A 21,501-nucleotide genomic window follows, 5' to 3' on the forward strand; every position below is an offset into this window, starting at 1 on the left:
TCTGGATGTCTTTGATCGTCTAGATCGGAGCGCTGACCGTGGATCAGTTGGCCCTGTTGTTCGTCCTGTTGCTCGGGGCCGTGGTGAGCGTCCCGGTCGGGGACCGGCTGGGGCTGCCCGCGCCGGTGCTCATGACGCTGCTCGGGATCGTCCTCGCGGTGCTCGACTTCGTGCCCAACGTGGAGATCCCGCCGGATCTGATCCTGCCCCTCCTGTTGCCGCCGCTGCTGTACGCGGCGGTACGGCGGACGTCCTGGCGGCAGTTCGCGGCGAACGTGCGGCCGATCTTCCTGCTCGCCGTGGCGCTGGTGTTCGTCACGACGGTCTGCGTGGCCGCCGTGGCCCATGCGATCGTGCCGGGGCTGCCGATCGCCGCGGCCGTCGCGCTGGGGGCGCTCGTGGCGCCGCCCGACCCGGTGGCCGCCACCGCCGTGGCCGGACAGCTGGGGCTGCCCCGACGGCTGGTGTCCATCCTGGAGGGCGAGGGGCTCTTCAACGATGTGACCGCCATCGTGCTCTACCACGTCGCGATCGCCGCGGCCGTGAGCGGGACGTTCTCGCCCTGGCGGGCCGGTCTCGACCTGGTGCTGTCCGCCGTGGTGGCGCTGGCGGTGGGCGTGGTGCTCGGCTGGGGCGCGAACAAGCTGCTGGACGTCCTCGGCGACACGACGCTGCAGATCGGCCTGACCCTCCTGGTGCCGTACGCCTCCTACGTGCTGGCGGAGGAGTTCCACGGGTCGGGCGTGCTGGCCGTCCTGACCACCGCGCTGTTCCTCGCCGAGTACGCCACCGACCCCGACGACGTGCTGACCCGGCTGGCCGGTCACACCTTCTGGGACATCATCGACACGCTCGTCACAGGCGTCGCGTTCGGGCTGATCGGCCTGGAGCTGCACATCGCGATCCGGACGGCGTCCGGGCGGTGGCAGGAGATGCTCGGGTGGGCCGGCGTGATCGTGGCCGTGGTCGTCGTCGTACGGCTGTTGTGGCTGCTGCCGGCCACCTGGCTGACCCAGCGGCTGCATGCCAGGCAGGACCACCTCGAGGACATCCCGACGAACTGGCGGGAGACCGTCGTCATGTGGTGGGCGGGGATGCGCGGGGTGGCCTCGGTGGCGCTGGCGCTGGCCGTTCCCCTGAAGACCGACGAGGGGACGGCCTTCCCCGACCGGAACGAGATCATCTTCATCGCGTTCGGCGTGATCATGGCGACGCTGGTCCTCCAGGGACTGACCCTGCCGTGGCTGGTGAAGCGGCTCGGCGTGCAGTCGGACACCGGCCGGGAGAAGGCGTTCGAGAAGGAACTGGCGGTACGGGCGGCGAAGGCGGCGAAGCGGCGGCTGCGGGAGATCGAGGCCGAGGAGGACCTGCCGGAGGAGCTCTCCGAGCAGATGCTGCGACGGGCCTTCGACATCGGGCTGCGGATCAGTCCGGACGTCGCGGAGGACGAGCGGCTGGAGGGTCACGAGCACCGCGTGCGCAGGCTGAGGAGGGTGCGCCGGATCCAGGCGGAGATGCTCAGCGCGGCCCGGCACGAGGTGGTCGCGGCGCGCAGCGAGCAGGGCGCCGATCCGGAGATCGTGGACCGGGTGCTGCGCCATCTGGACGTGCGCAGCCTGCGGTGATCCCCCCGGTGTTCATGGCGGTTTCGTAAACCGCGGTGATCTCCGCCGAAACGTCTGGTTGCGTTCGGGGCATGACACGCAACGTGGTGATCAGCGGTGGCGGTACGGGAATCGGGCCGGCCGCGGCGCACGCCTTCGCGGCGGACGGGGACCGGGTGCTGCTCCTCGGCCGGCGGGCGGACGTGTCGGAGAAGGCCGGGGTGGACGGGGCGCTGACCTACGCCGCCGACCTGGGCGAGCCGGAGGAGGTGCGGGGGGTCGCCCGGTTCGTCGGGGAGGAGCTCGGCACCGTCGACGTGCTGGTCCACAGTGCCGGGGGCGCGGGGCACCTGGAGCCCCCGAGCGACAGCGACGATCCGCTCGACCGGGTCGCGCACCACCGGACCGTCAACTTCCGCAACAACACCCTCTCCGCGGCCCTGCTCACCGAGGCCCTGAAGGACCGGCTCGCCTCGCCCGGCGGCCGGATCCTGTTCGTCGGCTCCATCGCCGCCTACCGGGGGTCCGGCAGCGGGGCGTACGGCGGCGCCAAGGCCGCGCTGCATCCCTACGCCCGTGATCTCGCCCGGGAGCTGGGGCCGCGGGGCGTCACCGCGAACGTCGTCGCCCCCGGGTATGTCGAGGACACCGGATTCTTCGGGGCGGCCATCGAGCCCGCGCGGCGCGAGCGGCTCGTCGGCGAGACCTTCACCGGGCGGGCCGGGACCCCCCGGGGACATCGCCGCCACCCTGCACCGGCTGGCCTCCCCGGGTGCCGGGCAGGTCACCTCACAGGTGGTCCAGGTCGACGGGGGCGCGGAGCGGGGCAACTGACGCTCAGCGGCCCGTCCGCGGCGGTTCGTGGGCGCGGCGCGGCGCGCCGTCGGGCGAGGCGGACGACGAGGAGGGGGGCTGGGCCTGGCCGGGAACGCGGCCCGGGGGCAGGGCAGCGTCCGCCGTGTTGACCCTCGGGAGCGCGTACGGGTGCTCCTTCGACAGCCAGCGGATCATCTGCTCGCGGACCGTGACCCGCACCTTCCAGATGTCGTCCGCGTCCTTCGCCGTGACCAGCGCCCGCACCTCCATGGTGTTCGGGGTGGTGTCCGTGACGTCCAGGCCGCAGGCGCGACCGTCCCAGGCCGGGCACTCGCGCAGGATGTCGCGCAGCTTCTCGCGCATCGCGTCCACCGGCGCCGCGTGGTCGACGTGCCAGTAGACGATGCCGGTCATCTGCGGGGTGCCGCGCGACCAGTTCTCGAACGGCTTCGAGGTGAAGTACGACACCGGCATGGTGATCCGGCGCTCGTCCCAGGTCCGCACGGTCAGGAAGGTCAGCGTGATCTCCTCGACGGTGCCCCACTCGCCGTCCACCACGACCGTGTCGCCGATGCGCACCATGTCGCCGAAGGCGATCTGCAGGCCGGCGAAGAGATTGGCCAGCGTCGACTGGGCGGCCACACCGGCGACGATGCCGAGGATCCCGGCCGAGGCCAGCAGCGAGGCGCCCGCCGCCCGCATCGCCGGGAAGGTCAGCAGCATCGCGGCCACCGCCACCACGCCGACGACGGCCGACACCACCCGCATGATCAACGACACCTGGGTCCGCACCCGCCGCACCCGGGCCGGATCGCTCTGGGCGCGCGCGTAGCGCGAGTACGACGTCTCCACGACCGCCCCGGCGATCCCGATCGCCATCCAGGCCGCCGACCCGATCAGCACCAGGGTGAGCACCCGGCCGACGCCGACCTGGTGGTCCTCGAGCAGTTGGGCGTGGTCGTACGAGCCTCTCAGCAGCGCCGCGCACAGCACCAGCTGGTAGGGGATCCGGGCACGGCGCAGCAGGCCCCACAGGGACGCCTCGCCGTGCCGGGCGTCGGCCTTGCGCAGCAACAGGTCGGTGGCCCAGCCGATGAGCAGCGTCAGTACGACCGAGCCGCCGACCACGATCACAGGGCGGAGCAGGTTCTCCATGCCCTCGAACGTAACCGGGCAGGAGGGGCCTTGAACATGTGACTTCCGTGCAGAACCGTGCGCACGGGGTTGTCGGTGCCGGCTGGCACCATGGGCGCATGAACATCATGCTCTTTCACTCGACCTACGGCCTGCGGCCCGCGGTGCGCGCGGCGGCGGACCGGCTGCGCGCCGCCGGCCACGAGGTGTGGACCCCGGACCTCTTCGAGGGGCACACGTTCGACACGGTCGAGGAGGGCATGGCGCACAACGAGAAGACCGGCAAGGACGAACTGCTGAAGAGAGCCGTCCTGGCCGCCGCGCCCTACTCGGAGCGCGGGCTGGTGTACGCCGGGTTCTCGCTGGGCGCGTCGATCGCGCAGACCCTCGCCCTCGGCGACGCCAAGGCGCGCGGACTGCTGCTCCTGCACGGCACCTCGGACCTCGCGCCGAACGTCTCGGTGGACGGCCTGCCGGTGCAGCTGCACGTGGCCGAGCCGGACCCGTTCGAGACCGACGACTGGCTGAGCGCCTGGTATCTCCAGATGGGCAGAGCGGGCGCCGACGTGGAGATCTACCGTTACGCGGGCGCCGGGCACCTGTACACCGACCCTGGCCTGCCGGACTACGACGAGGAGGCCGCCGAGGCCACCTGGCGGGTGGCGCTCGGCTTCCTCGAAACCCTGTGACCGGCGTCTACACCGGGGTGTAGGTGCGCTCCACCTTCTGCGTGCCGCTGCGCGTGCGGTACGAACGGGACCAGGCGGAGGTCGCGGTGGCGCTGGTGCGGTCGGACAGGACGTAGTAGTCCATCTGCGCGCGCTCGGCGGTGATGTCCAGGACGCCGTAGCCGTGGCGGTCGGTGTCGACGAAGTGGACGTGTCGGTTGGCGGCCCGGATGATCGGGGAGGCGATCGCGGTGAGGGTGCCCTCGGGGACCTTCACGATGTCGTCCAGGTTGTCGGAGGTCACCGAGGTGACCACGAACTCCGTGGCGGCCGAGGCCGACAGGGGGTAGGTGCCCGCGTCGACCGGCACGTCGTTGGCCCACGCCATGTGGATGTCACCGGTCAGGAAGACGGTGTTGCCGATGGCGTTGGAGCGCAGATGGGCGAGAAGCTCACGGCGGTCGTCGGTGTAGCCGTCCCACTGGTCGGTGTTGAGGGCGATGCCCTCCTGCGGCAGGCCGAGCAGCTTGGCGAGCGGCTTGAACAGGTCCGCCGAGAGCGAGCCGATCGCGAACGGGGAGATCATGACCGAGTTGCCGACCAGCCGCCAGGTCGTGTCGGAGGCCTTCAGCCCGGCCTTCAGCCAGTCCAGTTGGGCGCGCCCGGTGATCGTCCGGTCCGGGTCGTCGACGGTGCCGTTGCCGACGGCGACCTGCTGCGAGCGGAACGAGCGCAGGTCCAGCAGGGACAGGTCGGCGAGCTTGCCGAAGCGCAGCCGGCGGTAGGTGGTGCCGGCGATCGCGGGGCGGACCGGCATCCACTCGAAGTAGGCCTGCTTGGCGGCCGCCTGACGGCCCGACCAGGCGCCCTCGGCGCCCTCGGTGTGGTTCTCCGCGCCGCCCGACCAGGTGTCGTTGGCGAACTCGTGGTCGTCCCAGATCGCGACGACCGGCGCCTTGGCGTGCAGGGCCTGGAGGTCCGGGTCCGTCTTGTACTTGCCGTGCCGGGTGCGGTAGTCGGCGAGCGTGAGGATCTCGTGCGCGGGCGCGGTCTGCCGCACGACGGTCCCACGGGCGCCGTACTCGCCGGTGCCGTACTCGTATATGTAGTCGCCGAGGTGCAGCCAGGCGTCCAGGTCGCCGCGGGCCGCGAGGTGGCGGTACGAGGAGAAGTAGCCGGCCTCCCAGTTGGCGCAGGAGACCACGCCGAACCGCAGACCGCTGACGGCCGCGTCCGCCGCCGGCGCGGTGCGGGTGCGCGCCACCGGGGAGTCGGTGCCGCCGGCCGAGAAGCGGAAGAAGTAGTCGGTGGCGGGAGCAAGGCCCCGGATGTCGGCCTTGACGGTGTGGTCGGTGGCGGCGGTGGCGGTGAGGGAGCCCTTGGCGACGACGTTCGTCAGCGCTTTGTCCCGGGCGACGACCCAGCTCACCTCGGTGTCCGGGCCCAGCCCGGAGCCGGGCGTCGCCTCGGCGGTGGGCGTCACCCGGGTCCACAGCAGGACCCCGTCGGGCAGCGGGTCGCCGGAGGCGAGGCCGTGCAGGAAGGCGGGGGCGTCGGCGGCGCGGGCCGGCAGCGCGGCGACGAGCGGGCCCGCCAGCACGGCGGTGGCCGCGGCCGCCTTGACGACCGTGCGGCGGCGCGGCGACAGGGAGTTGGGGCGCTCTGACGGTGTGTCGGCGCTCTCGGAGGATCTGTGTCGACTGGTCACGGGCGATGAGATTACTGACCAGTACGGCAAAAGGGCGGGCGAACGTGAAATGTTCGCCCGCTCTTCGGCTGCGCGTCTCAGACGCGCGCGGAACTACACCGCTACGCCTTGAGGGCCGCGTCGATGGCCGTGGTGAAGTCGGCGACCGTCATCGGGGCGTTCTTGCCGCCGGAGTCGGTCAGCGTCTTGCCGTCCATCTTCAGGGTCGGGGTGCCCGAGACGCCGCTCTTGTCGAACGTCTTGGACATCTCCAGCGCCCACTTGTCGTAGGTGCCGTCCTTCACGGCGCTCTGGAACTTCGCGTTGCCCTTGAGCGCCGCGACCGTGTCCGCCACCTTGATCAGGTAGGAGTCGTCCTTGAACTTGTCGTCGGTCTCCTCGGGGTGGTACTTCGCCGAGTACAGCGCGGTCTTGTACTCGAGGAACGCCTCGGGGCTGACGTTGAGCGCGGCGCCCAGGGCGCTGAGCGCGTTCTTGGAGCCCTCGCCGGTCAGGCTGCGGTCCAGGAAGGTGGCGCCGACGAACTGGATCTTGAACTTGCCGGCGTCGTAGTCGCTCTTCACCGTCGCGCCGACGGTCTGCTCGAACTGGGCGCAGATCGGGCAGCGCGGGTCCTCGTACATCACGAGGGTCTTCTTGGCGCTCGCCTTGCCCATGGTGACGGTCGTGCCGTTCTTGCCGCTGGTGTTGGCCGGCGCGACCAGCTTGGCGTCCGCGGCCTTGTCCCAGTAGTCGGGCTGGTTGGCCTGGACGACGGCGTAACCTATGCCGCCGGCCACGGCCAGCACGCCGACCGCCGAGCAGGCGACGATGACCTGCCGCCTGACCTTGGCCCGCTTGGCCTCGCGCTCACGCTCGACGCGCAGCCGCTCCCGGGCCGCCGTCTTCGCTGCCGCGCTGTTCCGCTTGCTCATGTCGGTGTTCTCCAAAGGGGGACGCGTACACGGGGTACGCGGAAGTTCGTGTGGGACTGATCTGTGGGGTGCCGCGTGCTCAGGCCGTGGCGACCGTGCACGGCGGTCCACGCCGTCCCAGGGAGTGCACGAGGATCCGCTCGCGGACGGTGGTCGTACGGCGCACGGTGCGCGGCAGGCGGCGGGCGGCCGGGGCGCGTGCGACGGTCACCGCGGCGACGGCCAGCAGCAGCGGCCGGAAGGTCGTCGCGGTCGCCGCGCGCAGCAGCTGGGCCAGCGCTCGCTCGCCCCGGCGCAGCCAGGCGGCGGCGATCAGACCGACGCCGATGTGCGCGCCGAGCAGCAGCCACGCGGTCGCCGGGTCGGCGTGCGCGAGGACCCCGCCGAGCTGGTCGGTGTCGGTGCCGGTGACCTGGGCGAGCGGGGTGCCGACGGGCGTGCCGTCGCCGCACAGCACGTCCCAGCCGACCGAGGCCAGCGGGCCGGCGACCGGTCCGCCCGCGCGGCCGTAGCAGACGTGCTGACCGGTGGTGAAGACGGTGTCGGCCGCCAGCTCCAGCGGGATCAGCAGGGCGGCGATCCGCCCGAAGCCGCGCTCGCGGCCCGCGAGGGCGTACGCGAGGGCGAAGACGGCGGCCGCGACGGCGGCCACCGTGTTGAGCGGCAGCGGGGCCCGCGACAGCAGCACGTGCGACGCGGTGCTGAGCGTCACGACGAGTGCCGTGAACAGCGCCGCGCGCGCGGCTCTGAGGCGGGTCCCGGATATGTCCATAGCGGAGGAAGTGTGTCACGCGCTCCTGTAGGAGACCCCTAAAGGGTGCCTGTGAGAACGCCGACTGTTAGAGACCTGTTGTCGAAGGCCTGCTGCCGGAGGCCTGATCTCGAAGGCCTGCTGCCGGATGCCTGTGCTCAGAGGCCGGGGATCCGGCCGTTGCGGAAGAGGTCGAGGAAGATCTGGTGGTCGCCGCGCGCGCGGGCGCCGTAGGAGTGCGCGAAGTCGACCAGGAGGGGTGCGAAGCCCTCCTCGTCGGCCGCGATCGCCGCGTCGATGGCCCGCTCGGTGGAGAACGGGACCAGGGACTCGCCGGAGGTGTCGTCCGCCGCCGCGTGCATCGTGGCCGTGGACCGGCCCAGGTCGGCGACGACGCCCGCGATCTCGTCGGGGTCGTCGATGTCGCTCCAGTCCAGGTCGACCGCGTACGGCGAGACCTCGGCGACGAGCTGCCCCGCGCCGTTCAGCTCGGTCCAGCCCAGCCACGGGTCGGCGTGGGCCTGGAGGGCGCGCTGGGAGATCACCGTGCGGTGGCCCTCGTGCCGGAAGTAGCCGCGGATCGCCGGGTCGGTGATGTGCCGGGAGACGGCCGGGGTCTGGGCCTGCTTGATGTAGATCACGACGTCGTTCTCCAGGGCGTCGCTGTGGCCCTCCAGGAGGATGTTGTACGACGGCAGCCCGGCCGAGCCGATGCCGATGCCGCGACGGCCGACGACGTCCTTCACGCGGTAGGAGTCGGGGCGGGCCAGCGAGGTCTCCGGCAGCGTCTCCAGATAGCCGTCGAAGGCGGCGAGGACCTTGTAGCGGGTGGCCGCGTCCAGCTCGATGGAGCCGCCGCCCGCCGCGAAGCGGCGCTCGAAGTCGCGGATCTCGGTCATCGAGTCCAGCAGTCCGAAGCGGGTCAGCGAGCGGGCGTCGCGCAGCGCGTCGAGCAACGGGCCCTGGGCGGTGTCCAGGGTGAACGGCGGCACCTCGTCGCTCTTGGCGCCCGTGGCCAGCGCGTGGATGCGCTCGCGGTACGCGCCCGCGTAGACCTCCACCAGCTCGCTGATCTGCTCGTCGCTGAGGGCCTTCGCGTACCCGATGAGGGCGATGGACGCGGAGAAGCGCTTGAGGTCCCAGGTGAAGGGGCCGACGTAGGCCTCGTCGAAGTCGTTGACGTTGAAGATCAGCCGCCCCGTGGCGTCCATGTACGTGCCGAAGTTCTCCGCGTGCAGGTCGCCGTGGATCCACACGCGCGAGGTGCGCTCGTCCAGGAACGGGCCGCCCCGCTTCTCCGCGTCCAGGTCGTGGTAGAAGAGGCCCGCGGTGCCCCGGTAGAACGCGAACGCCGAGGCCGCCATCTTCCGGAACTTCACGCGGAACGCGGCCGGGTCGGCGGCCAGGAGCTCGCCGAACGCGGTGTCGAAGACGGCGAGGATCTCCTCGCCGCGGTGCTCGTCGCCTGGCTGCGGAACCGACATCGCTGGGTGCCTCCTGGTGCAGTGCATGTACGACAGCGTCTCTGCCGTCTCCAACGGTCGAAGGTACGCGGGAGTGCCCGTTTCCCTCCGGTGAAGGTACGTGGTGAAGCGGCCCGGGTGTCAGTGGCGAGGCTTAGACTTCGACGCTGACCCCCGGACTGTCCGCCAGCCCGTCGCCCAGTGCCCACCCGTCTCCCGACCACCACCCCTCAACGAGGCGCTTCGCGCCGCAGTGCTTGAATTTTGGAGGCCACGCCGTGTCAAAACCGCCGTTCACGCACCTGCACGTCCACACCCAGTACTCGCTGCTGGACGGTGCCGCGCGGCTGAAGGACATGTTCGACGCGTGCAACGAGATGGGCATGACCCATATCGCCATGTCCGACCACGGCAACCTGCACGGGGCGTACGACTTCTTCCACACCGCGAAGAAGGCCGGAGTCACCCCGATCATCGGCATCGAGGCGTACGTCGCCCCCGAGTCGCGGCGCAACAAGCGCAAGATCCAGTGGGGCCAGCCGCACCAGAAGCGCGACGACGTCTCCGGTTCCGGCGGTTACACCCACAAGACGATCTGGGCGGCCAACGCGACGGGCCTGCACAACCTCTTCCGGCTCTCGTCGGACGCGTACGCCGAGGGCTGGCTCCAGAAGTGGCCCCGGATGGACAAGGAGACCATCTCCCAGTGGTCCGAGGGGCTCATCGCCTCCACCGGCTGCCCCTCCGGCGAGCTCCAGACCCGGCTGCGCCTCGGCCAGTTCGACGAGGCGCTGAAGGCGGCCTCGGAGTACCAGGACATCTTCGGCAAGGACCGCTACTTCCTGGAGCTGATGGACCACGGCATCGAGATCGAGCACCGGGTCCGTGACGGCCTCCTGGAGATCGGCAAGAAGCTCGGCATCCCGCCGCTGGTGACGAACGACTCGCACTACACGTACGCGCACGAGGCGACCGCGCACGACGCGCTGCTGTGCATCCAGACCGGCAAGAACCTCTCCGACCCGGACCGCTTCCGGTTCGACGGCACCGGCTACTACCTGAAGTCCACGGACGAGATGTACGCCGTCGACTCCTCGGACGCCTGGCAGGAGGGCTGCGCCAACACCCTCCTGGTGGCCGAGCAGATCGACACCTCCGGCATGTTCGAGGCGAAGAACCTCATGCCGAAGTTCGACATCCCCGACGGCTTCACCGAGGTCACCTGGTTCAAGGAGGAGGTCCGCCTCGGGATGAACCGCCGCTTCCCCGGCGGCGTCCCCGACGACCGCCAGAGGCAGGTCGAGTACGAGATGGACGTCATCATCCAGATGGGGTTCCCGGGCTACTTCCTCGTCGTCGCCGACTTCATCATGTGGGCGAAGAACCAGGGCATCGCGGTCGGCCCCGGCCGAGGCTCCGCGGCCGGCTCGATCGTGGCCTACGCGATGGGCATCACCGACCTCGACCCGATCCCGCACGGTCTGATCTTCGAGCGGTTCCTCAACCCCGAGCGCGTCTCCATGCCCGATGTCGACATCGACTTCGACGAGCGCAGGCGCGTCGAGGTGATCCGGTACGTGACCGAGAAGTACGGCGCCGACAAGGTCGCCATGATCGGCACCTACGGCAAGATCAAGGCGAAGAACGCCATCAAGGACTCCGCGCGCGTGCTGGGCTACCCGTACGCGATGGGCGACCGCCTCACCAAGGCGATGCCCGCCGACGTCCTGGGCAAGGGCATCGACCTCAACGGCATCACCGACCCCTCGCACCCGCGCTACAGCGAGGCCGGCGAGATCCGCTCGATGTACGAGAACGAGCCGGACGTCAAGAAGGTCATCGACACCGCCAAGGGCGTCGAGGGCCTGGTCCGGCAGATGGGCGTGCACGCGGCAGGCGTGATCATGTCCAGCGAGCCCATCGTCGACCACGCCCCGATCTGGGTGCGGCACACGGACGGCGTGACCATCACCCAGTGGGACTACCCGCAGTGCGAGTCGCTCGGCCTGCTGAAGATGGACTTCCTCGGCCTGCGCAACCTGACGATCATGGACGACGCCGTCAAGATGGTGAAGTCCAACAAGGGCATCGACCTCGACCTGCTGGCCCTGCCGCTGGACGACCCGACGACCTTCGAACTGCTCCAGCGCGGTGAGACCCTCGGCGTCTTCCAGTTCGACGGCGGCCCCATGCGCTCGCTGCTGCGCCTGATGAAGCCCGACAACTTCGAGGACATCTCCGCCGTCTCCGCGCTCTACCGTCCGGGCCCGATGGGCATGGACTCGCACACCAACTACGCCCTGCGCAAGAACAAGCTCCAGGAGATCACCCCGATCCACAAGGAGCTGGAGGCGCCCCTGGAAGAGGTCCTGGCCGTCACCTACGGCCTGATCGTCTACCAGGAGCAGGTGCAGAAGGCCGCCCAGATCATCGCCGGGTACTCGCTCGGCGAGGCCGACATCCTGCGCCGCGTGATGGGCAAGAAGAAGCCCGACGAGCTGGCGAAGAACTTCACCATCTTCCAGGCCGGCGCGAAGAAGAACGGCTACAGCGACGAGGCCATCCAGGCCCTGTGGGACGTGCTGGTCCCGTTCGCCGGCTACGCCTTCAACAAGGCGCACTCCGCCGCCTACGGCCTGGTCTCGTACTGGACCGCCTACCTGAAGGCGAACCACCCCGCCGAGTACATGGCCGGGCTGCTCACCTCGGTCAAGGACGACAAGGACAAGTCGGCCGTCTACCTCAACGAGTGCCGGCGCATGGGCATCAAGGTGCTCCCGCCGAACGTCAACGAGTCGGTGCACAACTTCGCCGCGCAGGGCGACGACGTGATCCTCTTCGGCCTCGAAGCGGTCCGCAACGTCGGTACGAACGTGGTGGAGTCGATCATCAGGAGCCGCAAGGCCAAGGGCAAGTACGGCTCGTTCCCCGACTACCTCGACAAGGTCGAGGCGGTCGCGTGCAACAAGCGCACCACGGAGTCGCTGATCAAGGCGGGCGCGTTCGACACCCTGGGGCACACCCGCAAGGGCCTCACCGCGCAGTTCGAGCCGATGATCGACAACGTGGTCGCGGTCAAGCGCAAGGAGGCCGAGGGCCAGTTCGACCTCTTCGGCGGCGGCGAGGAGGACAGCAGCGAGCCCGGCTTCGGACTCGACGTCGAGTTCACCACCGACGAGTGGGAGAAGACGTATCTGCTCGCCCAGGAGCGGGAGATGCTCGGCCTCTACGTCTCCGACCACCCGCTGTTCGGCCTGGAGCACGTGCTGTCCGACAAGGCCGACGCGGGCATCGCCCAGCTCACGGGAGGCGAGCACGCGGACGGCGCGGTGGTGACGATCGGCGGCATCATCTCCGGTCTCCAGCGCAAGATGACCAAGCAGGGCAACGCCTGGGCGATCGCCACCGTCGAGGACCTCGCCGGCTCCCTGGAGTGCATGTTCTTCCCGGCGACCTACCAGCTCGTCTCGACCCAACTCGTCGAGGACGCCGTGGTCTTCGTCAAGGGCCGCCTCGACAAGCGCGAGGACGTGCCGCGGCTGGTCGCGATGGAGCTCCAGGTCCCGGACCTGTCGAACGCGGGCACCAACGCGCCCGTGATCCTCACCATCCCGGCCACCCGGGTCACCCCGCCGATGATCAACCGCCTCGGGGAGATCCTCACCCACCACAGGGGTGACAGCGAGGTCCGGATCAGGCTCCAGGGCCCGACGAAGACGACCGTCCTGCGGCTGGACCGGCACCGGGTCAAGCCCGATCCCGCTCTGTTCGGCGATCTGAAGGTGCTGCTCGGCCCGTCCTGCCTGGCGGGCTGAGGCCGCACGGACCCGTGAACCAGGAGGGGCGCATCCGGTGTCGGATGCGCCCCTCGGTGTGCCTGGGCTGCAACAGCCCGCAGTACGGACGTCAGTTGTGGCCGAAGCGCTTCTGCCGGCCCTTGCGGGCGACATCGGCGGGCGTCACCTGGGAGATGCGCTGTTCGGCCTGCTCCTGCATCGACGACTGCTGCGCCGCCTGCTGGCCACGCTCCGACTGCGGCTGTTTACGTTCCTGCTTCTTGTTCTTGGCCATGGTGATCTGCCTCCTGTGGGGGATCGAGGGGCCAGCTCCGCGACCAGATTCACATAGGCTGACGTACAGCGCATTTCGGATAATTACCGTCTGTAACAGGGGTTGTCGGAGCGTTAGCTCCCGAAACGCCACGCCGAAGATCGAGTTCGGGCCGTTAACCTCCGCGTGGTCGGGCAGACTCGAAGGAAGCCCGAAGCAAACCTCCCGGAAAGAGGGTGAGTCGTGTGGACCGCTGCATCGTCCTGGTGGACGCCGGGTATCTGCTGGGGGCCGCCGCCAGTCTCCTCGCCGGAGAGCCCTCGCGATCCCGGATCACCGTCGATCACGCCGCTCTCGTCCAGGGCCTGCGCGAACAGGCCGAGTCCGAGACCGAGCGGCCGCTGCTGCGCATCTACTGGTTCGACGGCGCCCCGGACCGCGTCCCCCAGCCCGAGCACCGCCGGCTGCGCGTGATGCCCCGGGTGACGGTCCGGCTGGGCGCCCTGACCCGCAGTGACGGCCGCTGGGCGCAGAAGGGCGTCGACGCCGCGATGCACGCCGAGCTGACCGAGCTGGCCCGCAACCGCGCCTGCTCCGACGTCGTCCTCGTCACCGGCGACGGTGATCTGCTGCCCGGCATGATGGCCGCCAAGGAGCACGGTGTCGCCGTCCACCTGTGGGCCGTCCAGGCCGCCGACGGCGACTACAACCAGTCCGAGGATCTCGTCGCCGAGGCCGACGAACGACGGGTCCTGGACCGCACCTGGATCACCAAGGCCGTACGCGCGAAGGACCTCGGCGGGATCTGCGCGCCGCCGCCCGTGCCCCGACCCGAGATCGCCGCGATCCTCTCCGCGCCGCTGCCCGACTCCGGCCTCGCGCCCGCCGCCGAGCGGACCGCCGAGGAGGCCGAGCACGCCTCCGCCGCCGCCTCGCAGAACGGCGCGCAGGAGCGCGTCCCCGCCCCCAAGGGCGTACCGACCCCCAAGGACCTGGCCGCGCTGCGCGCGCCCGGCGCCCAGGCCGTCCAGCACCCCGCCACCGCCACCCTGCGCTGGTCCTCCGACAAGGGCTGGGTCGACCGCCCCGGGGGCGCCCCGGAACCCTCCGAGGTCGCCTCGATGCCGACGCTCGCCCAGGTCACCACGGCCGAGCAGCGATGGGCCGACCGCGAGGAGGACATCACCACCGTCGGCGGGGACCCCTACGAGGTGGGGCAGGTCTTCGCGCGTCGGTGGATGGGGCGCCTCGGCGACCAGGGCCATCTGCAGAAGCTGTCCGGCATGTACCCGCGGATCCCGCACCGCATCGACGGCGAGCTGCTCAGATACGCGGCCCGCTTCGGACTGCTCGCGCACAAGGACGACCAGATCGACGAGCACGACCGCTACGCCATCCGGGCGGGTTTCTGGCGCGAGATCGATGTGCGGACGGCCGCCGAGCACGCTCCGGCCGCGGACTGAACCGGCCGTCGGGGACGCCCCCGACGCCGAGCGGGGTCCCCGACCCCGTAGTCTCGTCCTTTGTGAGTACGCGCGTGGCACCGGCAATGCGGCACAGGGACGAGGTCGTGTGTGCCGTACGCGGGCTGACCAAGTCGTATCCGGCGGTCCGGGGTCGGCGCGGCACCCCCGCGACCCCCGCGGTCCGGGCCACCGACGACGTACGGCTGGACATCCGGGGCGGTGAGATCTTCGGCCTGCTCGGGCCGAACGGCGCGGGCAAGACCACCCTCGTCCGCCAGATGACCGGCCTGATGCGGCCCGACGCGGGCAGCGTGGAGATCCTCGGGCACGACATCGTGCGCCACCCCGAGCGGGCCGCGCGCATCCTCGCCTACCTGGGGCAGGAGTCCACCGCCCTCGACGAACTCACCGTCTCTCTCGCCGCCGAGACCACCGGCCGGCTGCGCGGCCTCGACGTCCGCGCGGCGCGCCGCGAGCGGGACGACGTCCTCGACGAGCTGGGCCTCACCCCCCTCGCCGGACGGGCGCTGCGCAAGCTGTCCGGCGGTCAGCGGCGGCTGGCCTGCTTCGCCGCCGTGCTGGTCGGCGAGCGGCCCCTGCTGGTGCTGGACGAGCCGACCACCGGCATGGACCCGGTGGCGCGGCGGGCCGTGTGGGCCGCCGTGGACCGGCGGCGGGCCGAACGCGGCACGACTGTGCTGCTCGTCACCCACAACGTCATCGAGGCGGAGACCGTCCTCGACCGGGTCGCCGTCCTCGAACAGGGCCGGGTCATCGCCTGCGACACCCCCACCGGGCTCAAGGAGCAGGTCGCCGGCGAGGTGCGGGTCGAGCTGGTGTGGCGCGAGCGGCCGCCGCTGGACGTGCCCGAGGTCGCCGTGCTGCGCGAGCGGGCCGTGGAGTCCGGTCGCCGCTGGACGCTGCGGCTGGCCCCCGACGAGGCCCGCGCGATCGTCGCCACCGTGACCGGCGGCGCCGCCTTCGCCGCCCTGGACGACTTCACCCTGGCCACCCCGAGCCTGGAGGACGTCTACCTGGCGCTGGGCGGGGCGGCACGACAGGGGCTGGTACGGGCATGATCGGGTCGACGCACGGGGCACGGGCGGCGAGACCGGGAGGCGCCGAGCTGAGTGGGCGGGCCGCCGGGGCCGTATGGGACGGTATGAGAACCGTAGGGAAGAGGAGCAGCGCCACGTGAGTGTCGTACCCGCCGAGGTTCTGCCGGGGAGCGCCCGGGCCGTGACGGAGCCGGTCTGCGGCGCCGCCGCCGAGCTGGCGCCGCGCGCCCGGCTGTGGCCGTCGCTGGTGGCCGTGTACCGGGCGCAGCTGTCCCGCGCGCGGGTGGCCCGCATCCCGCTGCTGTTCGTGGCGACCTTCCAGTCGGTCGGCATCCTGATCATGATGCGGGGCGTGGTGGACGGCGGGCGCGAGGCGGAGGCCGTGGTGGCCGGGTCCGCCGTGCTGGTCGTCGCCTTCGTCGCGCTGAACCTGCTGGCCCAGTACTTCGGGCAGCTGCGGGCCAGCGGGGGGCTCGATCACTACGCGACGCTGCCCGTGCCGCCCGCGGCCGTGGTGCTGGGGGCGGCGGGGGCGTACGCGTCCTTCACCGTGCCGGGGACCCTGGTGACCGCGGTGTTCGGGTGCGTGCTGTTCGGGCTGCCGCTGACGCATCTGTGGGTGCTGGCCCTTGTCATCCCGCTGGCGGGCGCCGCGCTGTCCGGGCTCGGCGCGGCCTTCGGGCTGCTCGCGCCGCGGCCGGAGCTGGCCACCGTGCTGGGGCAGCTCGGCATGTCCGCCGCGCTGCTGCTGGGCGTGCTGCCGCCGGACCGGATGCCGGAGGCGGTGCGCTTCGCCCGCGATCTGCTGCCGTCCACGTACGGGGTCGAGGCGTTCGCGCGGACCTTCCGGGCCAGTCCCGACTGGGCGTTCGTGCTGGGCGACCTCGCCGTCTGCGCGGGTGTCGGCGTGGTGTCGCTGGCCGTCGCCACCTGGGCGTATCGCCGGGCCGCCGTCCGGTGACGCGCCGCGCAGCCGGGCCTGGCACGATGTCAGGGTGACCGCACCGCTGACTCCGCCCCCGCCGCCGCACGAACCGTCTCCGCACGGGGCCTGGCCGCCGTCGATGGCGCCGTCCTCCGGGGGGTACGCGGGGGTGGCCGCCGCGCCCCACGACGTCTCGTACGGACAGGACGGGCCCGGGATGAAGACCGAACTGCGGGAAGCCGCCGTGATCACGGTGGCCGTCGCGCTCGTCGGGGTGGCGCTCGGGCTGCTGTGGGTGTGGCTGGCGCCGAAGGTCCCGCTCGTCGGTGATCTGGTGGACGGCAACTGGGTCGTCTACTTCAAGGACACCGAGGGGGAGCAGGCGATCGGGGTGGACGGGACGTTCACGCTGTTGGCCCTCGCGTGCGGTGCCGTGAGCGCGGTGGCGGTGTTCGCGTGGCGGCGGCGCGGGGGAGTGCCGGCGGTGGTCGCGCTGGCGCTCGGCGGGTTCCTCGGCTCGCTGCTGGCGTGGCGGCTGGGGTTGTGGCTGGGCCCTGAGTCCGATGTGATCGCGCATGCGCAGTCCGCGGGCAAGGGGGTCACGTTCTCGGCGCCGTTGAAGCTGGGGGCGAAGGGGGCGCTGCTCGCGTGGTCGCTGGCGGCGCTGGCGGTGCATCTGGGGCTTACGTCGTTGTTCGGGCCGCGGGATCCCGATCCGTATGCGGTGCAGGGGGCTGTGCCCAAGGACGGGTACGGCGCGCCCATGGGGTGAGACGCCCCTTTCGGACGGCGAGAACTCACCCGCGGGCGATCGGCGACAACACCGCTGCCGTCAGGGTGGCCAGGGCCGTCGGGGAGAGTTCCACCTCCAGGCCTCTTCTGCCCGCCGAGACGCAGATCGTGGCGTGGGTCGTCGCCGAGGCGTCCAGCACCGTGGGGAGTCTCTTGCGCTGGCCCAGTGGGGAGATGCCGCCCCGGACGTAGCCCGTGGTGCGTTCGGCCAGGGTCGGGTCGGCCATCGACGCCCGCTTGCCGCCGATCGCCGAGGCCAGGGCCTTGAGGTCCAGGGAGCCGGCCACCGGGACCACCGCGACCGTCAGGGCGCCGTCCACGTCCGCGACCAGGGTCTTGAAGACGCGGTCGGGGGAGACGCCCATCGCCTCGGCCGCCTCCTCGCCGTAGGACGGGTGGCCGGGGTCGTGGTCGTAGGCGTGGACCGTGAAGTCCACGCCCGCCGCCGTCAGGGCCACCGTCGCGGGCGTGCCCCCGGACTGCTGCCGTTGCTTCTTCGCCATGCTCGATGCTCGACCTTCAGTTGAGACTCGTCGGGCCGCGGGTCAGGTCTGCCGCGGGCAGCGAGGGCAGGTTGCGGATGATCGCCGTCTCCGCGCGCAGGAGCGTCAGTTCGTCCCGCAGGCGGGAGGCCGTGTCGGGGGCCTGGAGGAAGCGCTGTTTGGTGGGGGTGTCCAGCATCATCGCGGCCGCCACCAGGTACGACACCACCGACGGGTCGTCCGGCAGCTCCGCGCCGGTGGCCAGGGAGCGTTCGCGGGCGCCCGCCAGGCGCTTCTGGTACTGGCGGAAGGCCCGCAGCACGCCCTCCGCGAGGGCGCCCGCCTCGTCGCCCGGGTCCTCTGGCAGCTCCTGGAGCTCGGCCGTCAGGAAGGGGCCCGAGGCGTCCACCGACAGCAGCTTCACGCGGGTCGTGCCCGTCGCCAGCACCTCGAAGGTGCCGTCGGCGCGCTCGCGGATCGTCGCCGCGTCGGCCACACAGCCGACGCCGTGGAACGCCTTGACGGGGTCGTCGCCGAAGCCGGCCGCGGGGCCGCGCTCGGGCACGGCCCTCTGGTCGGGCAGGCCCTGTGCGCTGGGCGCCACCTCGTGGCCGTCGCGGATGGCGACGACGGCGAACCGGCGCGATTCGTCCTCGGGGGTCTTCAACAGGTCGCGCATCATGGCGCGATAGCGCTCCTCGAAGACGTTGAGCGGGAGCACGAGTCCCGGGAACAACACCGAGTTCAGGGGGAAGAGCGGCAGGCGGACGGTGGTCACGACGCAGAAGCCTAATGGTCCAGCGGACGGGCTCGTCCGCCGTGCCCATTCCCCGGATGCCACAGCGGCTGCCCCGAAGGTCCCGAGCGGACTTCCTCGCGTACCGCCAGGAAGTGGCCGAGCGGGTCGTCCGAGAGCCGTCCCCAGGGGAACGACGTGGCGTACGGGCCGATCAGGCGGAGCTGTGCGAGGGCCTCGTCGCGGCGGTCCAGGCGGACCAGGACGTAGGTGAGCAGGTTGCGGATCTCGGCCGTCCAGGGGTCGAGGCCGGGGAAGCGCGCGGAGAGCGCGACGGCGCGGTCGGCGGCCGCGTCCAGCCGCTCGCGCGGCACGTCGGGGCCGCAGCCGTCGGTCAGGTACGCGAAGGCGGCCCGGGCCGGGAGCGCCTGGACGAGGGAACCGGCGGGCGCGTCCTGCGCGGCCCGGTCGGCGAAGTCGAAGCACTCGCGGTGGGAGCCGTGCCAGGACGCGGCCAGATAGCGCTTGGCGGCCACATGGCAGCCGTAGTGGTGCGGGGCGCGGCGGACCGCGGCCGCCCACAGCTCGCCGAAGTACTTGTGCCCGGCCCCGGCGCCGCGCGCGTGGTCCAGGGCGATGCGCCACGGCACGGGGTCGCGGACGTCGCTCTGCGCGGCGGCCGTGATCAGCGGGCTCACCTCGCGCAGCAGCTCGGCCCGGGCCGGGGACTGCCAGGCGCGGTCCACCGCGAGCTGGGCGGAGACGAGCAGCACGTCGGGGTCGCGCGGGGCGGCGGCACGCCACTCCTCGAACCACTCCGAACGGGAGAGCGCGAAGGACGCCAGGCGGGTCGCGTACCGGTCGCGGTACTCCCACTGGGCTTGTTCGCGGGTGTGGGCCATCAGCTCGGCGGCGGGCGCGTAGGCGCCGAGGCCGGCGGCGACCAGCGCGGGACCGAGACGTTCGTCGGGCACGTCGAGGAGCACTTCGTCGTCGGCGGGGAGCCCGGCGGCGGTGCTGTGGGGCGCGGCGTTCCGTGCCGCCCGGGAGGCCCGGGGGGCGCGGATGAACGGGGGCAGCAGAGCCATGGTGTCGCCATTGAAAAGCCGCAGCTTCAGATTGCGCCAGAGCCTTCACGCAACCTGCGGAAAGTTGTACGACCCCGGGTCAAGGGACGGTAAAAGGGGGCTACTCAAAGGCTGTCGGTGCGGTGGGAGTGTGCTGATGGTGTGCGCATCGCGTGTGTGTCGGAGCTGCCCTCAGCCCCGGCGCAGCAGCCGCGTCGCCCCCGCCGCCACCGTCGTCGCCAGGATCCAGCCGAGCAGGATCAGCGCCGTGGACAGCCACTGCCAGCCGCCGTGCAGCTGCCACTGGCCGACCTGCCCCAGATCGATGACCGGCAGCAGCAGGTCGAGGGTGAAGAGCGCCGGGTTCCAGGGCGGGTGTCCGGAGCCGGCGCCGTCGACCGGCGGATGCGCGGCGTGCGCGAAGGCCAGCGAGCTCGCCGCCCACAGCACCGCCATCCACACCGCCGCCCGGCCCGGCCGGTAGCCGTACGCGACCGTCCAGTCCTGTAGGTACCCGAGGAGCTTCGCGGCCGGCGGCAGCGTCTCGCGGCGGCGGCGCTGCTTGGCCAGCAGCACCTCGCGGGCGTCCTCGTCCTCCCCGCCGGCCCGCAGCACGGTCGCCAGGCGCTCGTACGGCTCGGGGGCGTACTCGGCGGTCGCCGCGGCCACCCAGCGCAGCCGCTCGGCCAGCGGGAACGGGCCCTGCGGCACCAGGTTCTCGTACGCGAAGCCGCCCATGTGGAGATTGCCGGGGCCCGGCCAGGCGCTCGCCCGGTCCACCAGGTTGATCACCCGGGCCCCGGACAGCACGACCTTGCCGCGTCTCGGCGGCTCCCCGAGGAAGCGCAGCTCGGGCGTCTGCACCCGGCGCAGCGACAGCTCCTGGTCGTCGGTGAAGGTGAACCGGGCCCGCTCCAGGTCCACGGCGTCCCCGAACCGGCCGTCGTCCAGGCGTATCCCGCCCCGGCACTCGAAGCGCTGGATGCGCGTCCCGCGCGCGGGCGTCGTGCCGCTCAGCGCCTGGCCGCCGACGCCCGCCGGGGTCAGATACAGCGAGCGCTCCACGGTCAGCTGCGGGGCGTTCAGCGCGAGCCGCGTGTACGGGTTGGCCAGCCGTGCCCCGCGCAGGCTCAGCGACACGCCGATCTTGGCGCTGCGCAGACTCAGCTCGCCGTGCGATTCGAGCAGCTCGGCCTGGAGGTCCTGGCCGACCGTCAGGCCGTCGGCGGCGATCGAGCGGCCGGTGCGGTCGCGGTAGACGATCGCCTGGTTGAGCAGCAGGTCCGTGCCGATGTGCGCGTCGGTGAGCCGGACGCCGTTGTGGAAGCGGCAGCGCGGGAGGTGCAGATCGCCCTCGGTGTGCACCCGGGCCGCCTCCAGACGCGGCACCGAGCAGTCCACCATCCGCAGGGTGGTGAACCGCGCCTCCGGCAGCAGCACCTCGCGCTCGAACCGGCAGCGCTTCAGCTCCACGTACGGCACCACCGCGCCGCCCGCGAGGTCCAGGGTGCCGCTGATCTGCACGCCGGACAGCTTGAGGGACGCCACCCGGCCGGCCAGCGCGGGCGGTCCGGCCAGCAGCAGCCAGGCCACGATCCGGGCCCGCACGGTCCGTGCGTCGCCCCATGGATGGCCGCCGTGCGGATCGTCGACGACCGTGTCCCCGCTGCTCAGGTCGTACACGCTGCCGTTGCGGAAGGCCTGCCACATGCCGGCCTCGGCGGCGGTCAGGTCGTCCGGCAGGTCTCCCGCGCCGTCTCCCGTAGGGATGCCCGCCCCCTCCGCCACGCCGTTCACCCTCTTCGTTACTCACCGGTTTCGCACAGCTGTTCATGCCCGCTGCGCGCCCCCCGAACGCTAGAGGCGA

The 21,501-nt window shown here is 71.6% G+C and carries 17 protein-coding genes and 1 pseudogene; 8 read left to right on the forward strand and 10 right to left on the reverse strand.

Annotated elements, in window-relative coordinates; genetic code table 11:
- The first annotated feature begins 38 nt into the window (after nt 1-38).
- The gene (locus AB0J04_RS03560; RefSeq protein WP_363166710.1) at nt 39-1,625 is read left to right on the forward strand and encodes a Na+/H+ antiporter; all 1,587 of its coding nucleotides are present in this window, start codon (nt 39-41) and stop codon (nt 1,623-1,625) included.
- A 71-nt stretch (nt 1,626-1,696) separates the two neighbouring features.
- Nucleotides 1,697-2,438, forward strand: a pseudogene (locus tag AB0J04_RS03565) (SDR family oxidoreductase).
- Between the two features lie 3 nt (nt 2,439-2,441).
- Here the strand turns inward: AB0J04_RS03565 and AB0J04_RS03570 are convergent.
- Nucleotides 2,442-3,575, reverse strand: a complete 1,134-nt coding sequence (locus AB0J04_RS03570) for a mechanosensitive ion channel domain-containing protein (protein WP_363166711.1) — start codon at nt 3,573-3,575, stop codon at nt 2,442-2,444.
- 98 nt (nt 3,576-3,673) lie between these two features.
- Here AB0J04_RS03570 and AB0J04_RS03575 point away from each other — a divergent pair, with 98 nt between their 5' ends.
- Nucleotides 3,674-4,243 carry a dienelactone hydrolase family protein gene (locus AB0J04_RS03575; protein WP_363166712.1) on the forward strand — a complete coding sequence of 190 codons (570 nt, stop codon included), beginning with the start codon at nt 3,674-3,676 and terminating at the stop codon, nt 4,241-4,243.
- A 7-nt stretch (nt 4,244-4,250) separates the two neighbouring features.
- Here AB0J04_RS03575 and AB0J04_RS03580 read toward each other — a convergent pair whose 3' ends face one another.
- From AB0J04_RS03580 to AB0J04_RS03595, 4 genes are all read right to left on the reverse strand, one after another.
- Nucleotides 4,251-5,930: an alkaline phosphatase D family protein gene (locus tag AB0J04_RS03580; protein ID WP_363166713.1), complete on the reverse strand. Its 1,680-nt coding sequence runs from the start codon at nt 5,928-5,930 to the stop codon at nt 4,251-4,253.
- Nucleotides 5,931-6,031: 101 nt separating this feature from the next.
- Nucleotides 6,032-6,844, reverse strand: coding sequence for a DsbA family protein (locus AB0J04_RS03585; RefSeq protein ID WP_363166714.1), 813 nt, complete (start codon nt 6,842-6,844; stop codon nt 6,032-6,034).
- A gap of 79 nt (nt 6,845-6,923) precedes the next feature.
- A complete protein-coding gene (locus tag AB0J04_RS03590; protein ID WP_363166715.1) occupies nt 6,924-7,616 on the reverse strand; it encodes a hypothetical protein in 693 nt (230 codons plus the stop codon).
- Between the two features lie 137 nt (nt 7,617-7,753).
- Nucleotides 7,754-9,079 (reverse strand): DUF2252 domain-containing protein, encoded by a 1,326-nt coding sequence (locus AB0J04_RS03595; protein WP_363166716.1) that lies wholly within the window; start codon nt 9,077-9,079, stop codon nt 7,754-7,756.
- Between the two features lie 257 nt (nt 9,080-9,336).
- On the opposite strand from AB0J04_RS03595, the gene dnaE reads away from it, so the two are divergent.
- On the forward strand, nt 9,337-12,873 hold the full coding sequence (dnaE, locus tag AB0J04_RS03600) for a DNA polymerase III subunit alpha (RefSeq protein WP_363166717.1): 3,537 nt from the start codon (nt 9,337-9,339) through the stop codon (nt 12,871-12,873).
- A 91-nt stretch (nt 12,874-12,964) separates the two neighbouring features.
- Here the strand turns inward: dnaE and AB0J04_RS03605 are convergent, their stop codons facing one another.
- Nucleotides 12,965-13,129, reverse strand: a complete 165-nt coding sequence (locus tag AB0J04_RS03605; RefSeq protein ID WP_363166718.1) for a hypothetical protein — start codon at nt 13,127-13,129, stop codon at nt 12,965-12,967.
- 224 nt (nt 13,130-13,353) lie between these two features.
- Between AB0J04_RS03605 and AB0J04_RS03610 the strand changes: the two genes are divergently transcribed.
- The 4 genes from AB0J04_RS03610 to AB0J04_RS03625 all read left to right on the forward strand — a co-directional run bounded on the left by AB0J04_RS03610 (nt 13,354) and on the right by AB0J04_RS03625 (nt 17,329).
- Nucleotides 13,354-14,571: an NYN domain-containing protein gene (locus AB0J04_RS03610; RefSeq protein WP_363166719.1), complete on the forward strand. Its 1,218-nt coding sequence runs from the start codon at nt 13,354-13,356 to the stop codon at nt 14,569-14,571.
- Between the two features lie 107 nt (nt 14,572-14,678).
- Nucleotides 14,679-15,653 (forward strand): ABC transporter ATP-binding protein, encoded by a 975-nt coding sequence (locus tag AB0J04_RS03615; protein WP_363166720.1) that lies wholly within the window; start codon nt 14,679-14,681, stop codon nt 15,651-15,653.
- 115 nt (nt 15,654-15,768) lie between these two features.
- Entirely contained in the window at nt 15,769-16,593 is an 825-nt protein-coding gene (locus AB0J04_RS03620; RefSeq protein ID WP_363166721.1) for an ABC transporter permease, read from the forward strand.
- 34 nt (nt 16,594-16,627) lie between these two features.
- A complete protein-coding gene (locus AB0J04_RS03625) occupies nt 16,628-17,329 on the forward strand; it encodes a DUF2567 domain-containing protein (protein WP_363166722.1) in 702 nt (233 codons plus the stop codon).
- A 25-nt stretch (nt 17,330-17,354) separates the two neighbouring features.
- Here AB0J04_RS03625 and ybaK read toward each other — a convergent pair whose 3' ends face one another.
- The 4 genes from ybaK to AB0J04_RS03645 form a co-directional block, all read right to left on the reverse strand.
- The gene (gene ybaK / locus AB0J04_RS03630) at nt 17,355-17,852 is read right to left on the reverse strand and encodes a Cys-tRNA(Pro) deacylase (RefSeq protein WP_363166723.1); all 498 of its coding nucleotides are present in this window, start codon (nt 17,850-17,852) and stop codon (nt 17,355-17,357) included.
- 16 nt (nt 17,853-17,868) lie between these two features.
- Nucleotides 17,869-18,609: an LON peptidase substrate-binding domain-containing protein gene (locus tag AB0J04_RS03635; protein WP_363166724.1), complete on the reverse strand. Its 741-nt coding sequence runs from the start codon at nt 18,607-18,609 to the stop codon at nt 17,869-17,871.
- 11 nt (nt 18,610-18,620) lie between these two features.
- The gene (locus AB0J04_RS03640) at nt 18,621-19,655 is read right to left on the reverse strand and encodes a hypothetical protein (protein WP_363166725.1); all 1,035 of its coding nucleotides are present in this window, start codon (nt 19,653-19,655) and stop codon (nt 18,621-18,623) included.
- Nucleotides 19,656-19,826: 171 nt separating this feature from the next.
- Complete coding sequence (locus AB0J04_RS03645; protein WP_363166726.1) at nt 19,827-21,422, reverse strand: oxidoreductase; 1,596 nt, start codon at nt 21,420-21,422, stop codon at nt 19,827-19,829.
- Between the last annotated feature and the right edge of the window lie 79 nt (nt 21,423-21,501).

The sequence above is a fragment of the Streptomyces sp. NPDC050263 genome, from assembly GCF_040655955.1.
Lineage (GTDB): Bacteria > Actinomycetota > Actinomycetes > Streptomycetales > Streptomycetaceae > Streptomyces.